The 9,596-nt window shown below is 74.7% G+C and carries 6 protein-coding genes (1 of these 6 running past the window's edge); all 6 read left to right on the top strand.

All coding sequences use genetic code 11. The features are described from left to right. Nucleotides 1-1,356, top strand: coding sequence for a type VII secretion protein EccB (gene eccB / locus CKY47_RS33785; RefSeq protein ID WP_306750426.1), 1,356 nt, complete (start codon nucleotides 1-3; stop codon nucleotides 1,354-1,356). Between the two features lies 1 nt (nucleotide 1,357). Then, the gene (locus CKY47_RS33780) at nucleotides 1,358-4,132 is read left to right on the top strand and encodes a hypothetical protein (RefSeq protein WP_306750425.1); all 2,775 of its coding nucleotides are present in this window, start codon (nucleotides 1,358-1,360) and stop codon (nucleotides 4,130-4,132) included. Beyond that, complete coding sequence (locus CKY47_RS33775) at nucleotides 4,129-7,443, top strand: right-handed parallel beta-helix repeat-containing protein (protein ID WP_306750424.1); 3,315 nt, start codon at nucleotides 4,129-4,131, stop codon at nucleotides 7,441-7,443. The genes CKY47_RS33780 and CKY47_RS33775 overlap by 4 nt, the downstream gene beginning before the upstream one ends. 93 nt (nucleotides 7,444-7,536) lie before the next feature. After that, complete coding sequence (locus CKY47_RS33770) at nucleotides 7,537-7,950, top strand: YbaB/EbfC family nucleoid-associated protein (protein ID WP_306750423.1); 414 nt, start codon at nucleotides 7,537-7,539, stop codon at nucleotides 7,948-7,950. Between the two features lie 10 nt (nucleotides 7,951-7,960). Next, a complete protein-coding gene (locus CKY47_RS33765; protein ID WP_306750422.1) occupies nucleotides 7,961-8,932 on the top strand; it encodes a hypothetical protein in 972 nt (323 codons plus the stop codon). Between the two features lie 192 nt (nucleotides 8,933-9,124). Beyond that, on the top strand, nucleotides 9,125-9,596 hold the start of the coding sequence (locus CKY47_RS33760; protein WP_306750420.1) for a WXG100-like domain-containing protein. The gene runs 26,522 nt beyond the window's last position; the window shows 472 of its 26,994 coding nt (coding positions 1-472); its start codon is at nucleotides 9,125-9,127; the stop codon falls past the right edge of the window.

Raw genomic sequence — 9,596 nt, 5'->3', positions numbered from 1 at the left:
GTGCAGACCCAGCGCGACCACCTGCACGCCTACCAGACCATGGTCGGGCGGATGAGCTCCGCCCTGCTGCTCGGCGACACCAGCCACGGCGAACCGCCTGCCAAGCGCGCCCTGTTCGGGCTGGTCATGGGCATCGTGCTGGCACTGCTGATCGGCGTCGGCTTCGGCGTCTACGGCCTGATCAAGCCGGGCGGCTCGCAGGCGTGGAAGCAGCCCGGCGCGATCCTCGTCGAGGAGGAGACCGGCGCGACCTACGTCCACCGGGGCGGGGTGCTCGTGCCGGTGTCCAACCACGCCTCCGCCCTGCTGATGGTCGGCGAGGGCGCGCACGTCGAGACGATCAAGCGGGTGTCGCTGGCGGGGCTGGAGCGGGGACCGGAGATCGGCATCGAGGGCGCGCCCGACGCCGTGCCGGACCGCGCCGCCCTCGTCACCGGGCCGTGGCTGCTGTGCCTGGCGAAGTCCGGTGGCGGCATGGGACTGGACCTGGTGCCCGGCGCGCAGGCCGCGGACGCGGGTGACGACAGCCATCTGTGGGTCGCTTCCGAGGGCCGGCAGTACCTGGTGTGGGGCGACCGCAAGCACCGACTCGTCGACGACACCGTCCCGGTCGCGCTGGGCCTCGGTGCCGGACCGCCGGTCGCGGTGCCGCCCGCGTGGCTGGGCGCCCTGCCGGACGGCCCGGTGATCGGCGCCGCCGAGGTGGCGGACGACGGGAAGGGCGGGCCGTCGATCGCCGGCGCGCCGCGCCGGATCGGCGACCTGTTCGAGCAGGCCACCGCGGGCGGCGGCACCCAGCACTTCCTGCTGCGCGAGGACGGCCTCGCGCCGCTGTCGCGGATCGAGTCGGTGCTGGTGCAGGCCAAGCTGCGGCGCGGCGTCTCACCGCTGGACACCGCCGCGCTCGTCGCCGCCCCCCGCTCGACCGACACCTCCCTGGTCTCCCGCCTGCCCGCCCTGGACCGCACCACCTCGCTGGTGGACGGCGACGGGCCCGAGCGCGCGGTGTGCCTGCGCCAGCGGTCGGAGGGGACGCGGGTGGTGAGCGAACTGGTGACCGCGGACCCGGGGCACAGCCCGGCGCAGGCCACCGCGACCACCGCCGCCGTGCGGCTCAAGCCCTCCTCGGGGGTGCTGGCCGCCGCCGTGCCCGTGGCGGACGGGCGCAAGCCGGACCGCTTCCTGATCACCGATCGGGGTGTCAAGTACTCGTTGCCCGACGACGGCTCGGTGGCCGCGCTGGGGTTCGGCGGCATCGCGCCGACGCCCGTGGCCGCCGACGTGCTCGCCGCGGTGCCCAGTGGGCCCGCGCTCGCGCGCAGCGCCCTCGGCGTGGTGGAGAAGAGAGGCAGTTGACATGAGCCCGATGACCGAACGGCGCGGCGGTGTGGAGATGACCAGCCGCATGATCGGCAACGCCCTGGTCGTCCACCCCCGGGACCAGTTGACCCCCGAGGCGCGCAACCTGGCCCTCGTCGTCGCCGTGGACCCCCACCACGACCTCGTCGTGGTCGACCTGCCCACGGGCAGCCCCTTCTCCGCCTGGGAATCCGTGGCGGACCTGATGCCCCGACCCCGCCGCGGGGTGCGCATCGTCATCGGCGGCCGGTCCCGCGAGACCACCGCGCTGGCCGGCCAGTGGCTGGCCGAGCGCCTCAACCGACCGGTGATCGCCCCCGACGGTGCGATCCTGCCCGGGGTGGGCGGCTCGCTGTTCGTGGACGCCGGGCGGCACAGCGGGTGGATCAGGTTCCAGCCGGGCAAGCCGCCGCGCTGGGAGTCCAAGCGCTTCCCGAAGCCGACCTGGGAGTCCGAGGCGCTGTCCGACCCCGTCGCCACCAGCGCCACCGGCATCGCCGAACCGCTCGGCGGCGGGGTGTGGATCAGGCCCGCGTGCGACGACGGGCAGCTGCGGGTGCACCGCGCCCGGTTGCAGGAGAACCTGCCGTGCCAGCCCGACGTGCTCACGCTGGTCCTCGGCTGCCCCGACGCGCCGTCGATCTCGTTCGACGACGTGGCCCGCTTCTGGGCCGGCCTCCCGGCCCAGCTGAAGGGCCGGACGCGACTGCTGCGCTACGGGCAGCTGTCCGATTCGGACGGCGGCTCCTCCGCGCAGGCGCTGACGAACTTCATCGGCGAGGAACTGGTCTGGTACACCGGACTGCCGGTGGGGGCGGTGGTCGATCCCGACGTCTACACCATTCGCGCGGGCGGCGCGCCGGGCTGGCGCAGCGCCGTGCGGGAACTGGCCTACACCCCCCAACCCGCCGGGATCACCCCGCCACCGAGGCTGGTCAGCCACCGGCCGCCCGTGCACGGTGTGTCCGAGGTCGGCCCGGCCGTGTACTGGTACGCGCCCGACGCGGTGGTGGAGGTGGTGCCCGCCGGGATGTGGGTCCGCCCGCCCGAGGAACCCGAGCACGCCGACTCGGTGCGGTCGACGCCGGTCGACCCCGAACGGCACCTGATGCTGTTCGACGCCCCGGACGAGGCGACCGGGGCCCGGATGAAGGTCCTGGCCGACGACCTGGTCGCCCGCCTCGACCCGACGACGCGCTGGATGAGCGACGTGGTGCCCGCCGCCGCGCGCGCCCGGGTGCGGCCCGACGTCCGTCCCACGGGCCGCGCGATGGCGGGGATCGACGGGGAACCGGACCGCGAGGCCGTCTCCGTGCCGTCCGTCCCCGCGCCGTCCGACGGCACGTCGCCCGACGGCGCGCGTCCCGGCGCGCCGGTGGTCGAGGCGGCCACCGAACTCGTGGCCAGACCGGTGCCCACGCCGGTCGTGGACCTGGCTCGGGCGGGCGACGCGCTGGACGCCGAGACGCGGCGGCAGCCGGACACCGGCCGCCGGCCGGCAGCGGACCGCTCCGCGCCCGTCGACGCGCCCGTGCTCCCCCCGTCGCTGCGCACCGAGTCGAGTTTCCCCACCGCCCCGCCGGCCGCGACCGCCCCGACCCCGCCCACCGGCCCGCCGCCCACCACACCGCCGCCACCCACCGCGCCACCCGAGGAGCCCGGGGCGCTGCCCGCGCCGACCGCACGCCCGGCTGCGGCGAGCGCCGCGCCGCCGGTCACCGCCGCGCCGGTCACCGCGCCACCCGCCGCCGTTCCCCCCGCCGCCGCTCCGCCGCCCGGGAGGAGCGCCCCGGCCGTGCCGCCGGTCGGCGCCGCACCTGTCGGCGCACCCCCCCTGAGCGGTGGGGTCGACGTACCGCCCCCCGACGCGTCGACCCCACCTCCCCCGGAACAGGTCCCCGCCGAAGCGACCGGACCGACCGGGGACACCCGGCCCGGTCCGGCCACCCGGGTGCAGCCCGTGCCCGCCGCGGCGGCGGCTGCCGTGATGCCCAAGCGCGGCCTGGACGACGAGCGCACCTGGTTGCGCAAGACCCTCAACCAGCAGTTCTCGTCGGTGGCGAACTCGGTGGCCCGCGTGCTGTCCGAGCACCCCAGCTTCCAGGGGTCCACCGGGCGCTCGTCCGACCTGCTGACCGACGCCGTGGCCGTCCGCCTCTACCTGTCCCCCGAGGGGGACGGGGTGGACGACGCCCTGCGCACCGCCGTCGTCGGCCCGCACGTGCCGTTCGCGCGCTGCGCGGTCTCCGGGCTGAGCCGCCTGCCCTCGCACCGGGGCATCGCCGTGTTCACCACTTCGATGACCGAGCAGGACTGGGAGCTCTACCGGGGCCGCAAGCTCGTCACCGAGTGGGGGTTCCTCAACGCCCTCAGCGCGCCCTGCGCACGCCAGGAAGGCGACGTGGACGTGCTGGTGTGGTCGATGACCGGTCGGCGCACCCGGTTGCTGGAACCCGAGGTCGGCGGCATGACCGACCGGGTGCTGTTCGTCCCCGGCACCAGCTTCAAGGTGCTCGGCCTGACCGAACCCGCCGAGGGCGCTCGCGGCCGGGTCCTGCTGCGCGAACTGGCGGCGGGCGAGATCGACGCCACCGGCCGGGTGGACCGCAACCGCGTGTCGCTGGACGAGCTGGCGAAGGTCGCGCTGCGCGGCAGCGCCGACAAGTGGGCCTCGGCCCCGCGCGACCCGCGCACCCCCGCGTACGCGGTGCCCAGGTTCCACACGTTGCCGGGTCTGGTCCGCCGCGCCCGAGCGGAGAGGTCGCAGGCATGAACCGACAGTTGCTCGTGGTGGCGCAGAACCGGTCGGACGCGTACCCGACGATCGGCGCGGCGCTCACCGACGCCCGCGACGGCGCGATGATCAGCGTGCTGCCCGGCCGCTACGACGAGAACCTGGTGCTCACCAGGATGGTGACGCTCAGCGCCGAGGAGGGACCGGGCACCGTCGAGGTGCGCGCGGCCACCGGCAGCGTCGTCGTGGTCGACGCGGAGGCCGTGCGGCTGACCGGCCTGGTGCTGACCGGCGCCGCCGACGACGTGGCGGCGCTCGACGCCCGGCGCGGCGAGGTCGCGCTGGACGGCTGCCGCGTGTCCAGCGCGTCGTGGGCCGCCGTGCTGGCCAGGGGACGCGGCCGGGTCTCGCTGCGCGGGTGCGCGCTCACCGCGACCGGCGGCGCGGGCCTGGTGGTCACCTCGCCCGCGCAGAGCAGCGTCGAGGACACCGAGATCGCCGACGCCGCGTCGTCGGGCGTGGTGGTCGCCGAGGACGGCGTGCTGGTGCTGCGCCGCGTCCGGGTGCTGCGCGCGGGCGGCAACGGCATCTGCGTCAACGGGCGCGCCCGCGCCGTGGTCGAGGACTGCGAGGTCGTCGACACCGGCAAGCCCGCCGTCGTGGTGGAGGGCGAGGCCGCCGCCGACATCCGCGACCTGGAGGTCAGCGGCAGCGGCAGCCTCGACCTGTACCTGACCAGCACGGGCGAGGTGACCGTGGCAGAGTCCCGGTTCACCGGCGCGGGCGTGCAGTCCGCGCACCTCGCGGGCGCGACCACGCCCCTGCTGCGCGCCTGCCGGTTCGTCGGGGCGGGCCGCAACGCCGTCCAGGTGACCGGGTCCGCCGCGCCGCGCTTCGAGGACTGCCGCGTCGACGACAGCCCGATCGGCGTCGTCGTGGACGGCGAGGCCACGCCCCGGTTCACCAAGCTGTGGGTCGGCGGCTCCACGCACGGCGCGGTGCTGGTGCGCGCCGACGCCCGGGTCGAGCTCCGGGGGCTGCACGCCGAGCCGGCGTCCGGCCCGACCGTCGCCCTGTCCGGTCGGTCGACCCTGCTGCTCGCCGACGCCGAGGTGTCGGCGGGCGACGGGATCGGGCTCGACCTGTCCGGCGAGGTGAGCGCCGAGGTCGGTGACCTCAGGGTCGCGGGCCGCGCCGAGCACCTCGTCTCGCTCTCCGGCGGCGCCCGCGCCACCGTGGCCTCCGCGCTGCTGCGGGGCGGCGGCCTGCGCGTCGGGGAGAACAGCATGGCCACCGTCCGCGACGGCGAGGTCGTCGCCGCCGCCGCGGACGGTTTCGAAGTCGCCGGCGGGGCGTTGAACGCCACCAGGTGCCGCGTCCGCGACGCCCGCCGGCACGGCGTCCACGTGCACAGCGGCGGGCGTGCCGACGTCCAGGACAGCGAGATCACCGGCAGCGCCGGCGACGGTGTGCTGCTGGACACCGAGGAGGACGCCTCCGTGGTCGGCTGCACGGTCACCGGCAGCGGCGGCACACCCGTGCACCGGCGCGTCGAGCACGACCGGCTCACCGTCACCGGCCTGGTCACCGACGAGCGCCAGGTCGCCGTCGGGGTCGGACCCGCGCCCGCGGACCGGCCCGGAGCCGACCGGCTGCCCGGCACCCGACCGACCGGCGGTGCGAACGGGAACCCGGACGGCGCGGTCGCCCTGGACGGGCCGCTGGCCGACCTGGACTCGCTGATCGGCCTGCACGGCGTCAAGCAGGAGGTCATCGGCCTGATCAACCTCATCCGGATGAGCCAGCGCCGCAAGGAGCTGGGCCTGCCCATGCCGCCCATGAGCAGGCACCTGGTGTTCGCGGGCCCTCCCGGCACCGGCAAGACCACCGTCGCCCGGCTCTACGGCTCGGTGCTGGCGGAGCTGGGCATCCTCTCGCGCGGGCACATGGTCGAGGTCGCGCGGGCCGACCTGGTCGCCCAGTACATCGGCGCCACCGCGATCAAGACCGCCGAGGTCGTGACCAAGGCGATGGGCGGGGTGCTGTTCATCGACGAGGCGTACACCCTGTCGAGCCAGTCCGGTGGCAGCGGCCCCGACTTCGGTCAGGAGGCCATCGACACGCTGATGAAGATGATGGAGGACCACCGCGACGAGATCGTCGTCATCGTCGCGGGCTACTCCGAGCTGATGGAGAAGTTCCTCGCCTCCAACCCCGGCCTGGCCTCCCGCTTCACCCGCACCATCGAGTTCCCCAACTACAGCGTCGACGAACTCGTCACCATCACCGCCAACCTGTGCCGCAAGCACTACTACGAACTGTCCGACGACGCGGTGGCGGCACTGGCCGACTACTTCGACCGGGTGCCCAAGAACGACACCTTCGGCAACGGCCGCGTGGCGCGCAAGCTGTTCGAGGCCATGGTCAACAACCAGGCGTCGCGCCTGGCGAACGAGCCTCCGGCCAAGGACTCCGACTTCAACCGGCTCAGCGCGGCGGACCTGGCCCCGGAGATCGCCGCCCTCGGTGCGGCGGCTCCGTCGGCCGGCGGTCCCGACGCGGGCACGGACCCGGCCGCCGCGCTGGCCGCGAGCCGCGCCTGGCGGCGGCTGAGCGCCCTGCACGGCCTGGCCGACGTGCGCGAGGCCCTGGGGCGCACCGCGTTGCGGCTGTGCGGGCTCAAGCAGCGGCGCAGGCCCGTGGCACGGCAGGCGAGCGCGGTGCTGGCCGGCCCGCGCGGCACCGGCCGCAGCGAGGTGGCCCGGCTCTACGCGCAGGCCCTGGCCGAACTCGGCCTGGTCGACGCGGGCCACGTCGTGCGGGTCCGCGTCGGCGTGGACCTGTGCCCCCGGTGGCCGGGCCAGGCCGTCAGCCTGGTGGGCCGCGCGTTCGAGGACGCCGCGGGCGGGGTGCTGGTGCTCGACGCCGACGCCGGGTGGCTCACCGACTCGGTGGAACGCCGGGTGGAGACCGCCGAGGCACTGGTCGAGGCGGTCCGCCGGGACGCCGACGGCGTGGTCGTGCTGCTGCTGGGCGAACGGGCCGCGGTGCGCGACCTCCTCGGGCTCGACCACCTGCTGGCCGAGTGCTTCGCCGAGGCGTGGGAGTTCACCGAGCACGACGTGGACGACCTCGTGCGGATGGCGGTGCGGCACCTGGCGAGGCGCGGCCACGACGTGCCGGACGACGCCATCACCGCGCTGCGGGCCCGCGTCGAGGGTTCCGCCGACCGCACCGCGCACGGCGCGCACCAACTCGCCGACCGCCTGGCCGCCACCGCCGCGTCCCGCACCCTCACCTCGGCGGACCTGCGCTCACCGGCGTCGGGCGGGCTGGCCGCCGTGGGCTGATCGGGCAGACCCGGTTTCGCCAACAGGTCGCCCGCCCCCGCGGGCGTTGTCCACGCGCCCGCCCGCACCGCACCGTTGATCGAGGAGGTCGTCATGCCCAGTTCGCACACCGAGCAGTTGGACCAGTTGCTGACCCAGTTCCAGGAGCAGCAGCGCGCCATGGTGGAGATCCAGCGGCGGTTGCGGGAGATCCGCGTCACCGCGACCGCGCCGCGCAAGGTGGTGTCGGTGACCGTCGGGCACGGCGGTCACGTCACGGACGTCAAGTTCCCCACCGCCGCCTACAAGAAGATGCCTCCCGCCGAGCTGGCCGGTGTCCTGGTCGACACCATCGCCGACGCGCAGCGCAAGGCCGCCGACGAAGCCGCGGCCCTGATGGCGCCGCAGATGCCGCCCGGCCTGGACGCCAAGGCGATGTTCTCCGGTGAACTCGACGTCGAGGCGTTCACGCCACCCGAGTCGGGCTTGCCGGAACCGCTGCGCGCCGTGCTCCGGACCGAGGGCTGAGGAGAAGACGATGGCCGCCGACAGATCGGGCACCACCACCGGCGGGGACCTTCCCGACGTCACGACACCCCCCGTGTCCCTCCCCGACACGACGCCGGTGCCGCGCGGTACCGGCGAACCGCTCACCGTCGACACGGACGCGCTGCGGGCCGCAGCGGAGCGCTACAACGCCCAGGCGGGCGTGTTCCACGCCGTGGCCGAATCCTTCGGCTTCTTGCGCGACAAGCCGCCGATCAAGCGCACCATGGAAGAGGCGATGGGGGACGAGACGGCCGAGAAGTTCCTGCCGCCGTACCTGCGGACGGCGGGCCTGTTCCTGGACGGGTTGTGGAACATCGGCAAGGCCTTGGACGCCATCGGGGAGGGCATCGTCCTCCTGGCCCAGGGGCACGAGAAGACCGAGGACAACAACATCCAGATCGCCAGGGACGCCCTGGTGTCCCCCGCCAGTACCGGCACCACGGTCCCCGACGTGCGGCAGGGGGCCGTGGTGCCGGGGACCACCGGCGAACCGGCCCCGCCGCTACCGACGACCGGGCCGCAGCGGAAGGGCGTGGTCCACGGTCGAGGGGGTGCCGACCAGCGCGACCGGAGCGACATCGGCATCCCGACGGTGCCCCAAGAGCTGGTCAACGCACGCGGCGAGAAGATCGGCGTGCTGGCGCCGCTGGGTGCGGACGTGCCCGGCGTCGGTGAGCGACTCGTCCTCACCGACGCGGACGGACAGCCCAAGGGCTTCTTCCAGGGCTACGGCGAGCACACCCTGGACGAGGCGGTGCAGGGCGAGCTGCGGGCCGGCGTCCTGGCGCCGTTCGCGCCGTCCATGGAAGAACCACCTGTGGAGCCGGTGTTCTACCCGGCGGTGGAGGGGATTCCCGCGACGCCTCCGGAGCACGGGCTCTGGGAACCGGCCACGCAGTCGGACGTGTTCGCGGCGACGGAGGGGATGCCCGCGTCACGAACCGGTGACAGCCATTCCTAGAGCGGTTCCCGACCGGTCACGAGTCCGGTCGAGAGGACGTCCGGTCCGCGGCTTGCCCCCGGACCGGACGTGATCCGCGCGACCCGGCGCTCACCGCAGCATCCTCTCCGGTGCGCGGACAGCTGATCCGGGCCGAGCCACCGGACGACCCGACCACCGACCCCACCACCAGCGCCTGACGGGACTTCTGCGATGCCGGTTCACCTCGACCCGTCGAACGGCGGAAACGTCTTCACCATCCTGCTGGCGGGGCAGAAGATCCCGGAGATCGACTCGGCGGCGGCCTACACGTACGCCGCGGAGTGGACGAGGGCGTCTTCCCAGCTGGCCGGCCTGGACGCGGCGATCGACAACTTGGCGAAGTTCGTCGAGGCGGGCGTGGGCGGTGCGACGGGGCGTGCTTTCCGCGATCACGTGAAGGACCTGGGAGGCGCTGTCCCGAAGCTGGCGGGGGCGGCCGAGAGCCAGGCTCGAAGCCTGCACCAGTTGGCGTTGCAGGTGGAGCACGCCGAGTACTCGATCGTGATCGAGTTGGCCTTCTTCTCCCAGGCCCTGGTGTGGGCTCTGGCGAGTCCGTTCACGTCGCCGCTGGTGCCGCAGATCGTGGCGTACGGCCGGTTGGCGGTGGGACGGGTCCTGGAGCGGCTGCACTGGTCGGCGCGGC

This window comes from Saccharothrix longispora, from assembly GCF_030852425.1.
Classification (GTDB): Bacteria; Actinomycetota; Actinomycetes; order Mycobacteriales; family Pseudonocardiaceae; genus Actinosynnema; species Actinosynnema longispora.
The sequence above is the reverse complement of the archived record's forward strand: the minus strand, read 5'-3'. Positions and strand labels throughout refer to the sequence as shown.

Coding starts and splice junctions, on each gene's coding strand:
- CKY47_RS33770 (WP_306750423.1), top strand. CDS start 7,537: ATGCCCAGTTCGCACACCGAGCAGTTGGACCAGTTGCTGACCCAGTTC.
- CKY47_RS33780 (WP_306750425.1), top strand. CDS start 1,358: ATGAGCCCGATGACCGAACGGCGCGGCGGTGTGGAGATGACCAGCCGC.
- CKY47_RS33765 (WP_306750422.1), top strand. CDS start 7,961: ATGGCCGCCGACAGATCGGGCACCACCACCGGCGGGGACCTTCCCGAC.
- CKY47_RS33775 (WP_306750424.1), top strand. CDS start 4,129: ATGAACCGACAGTTGCTCGTGGTGGCGCAGAACCGGTCGGACGCGTAC.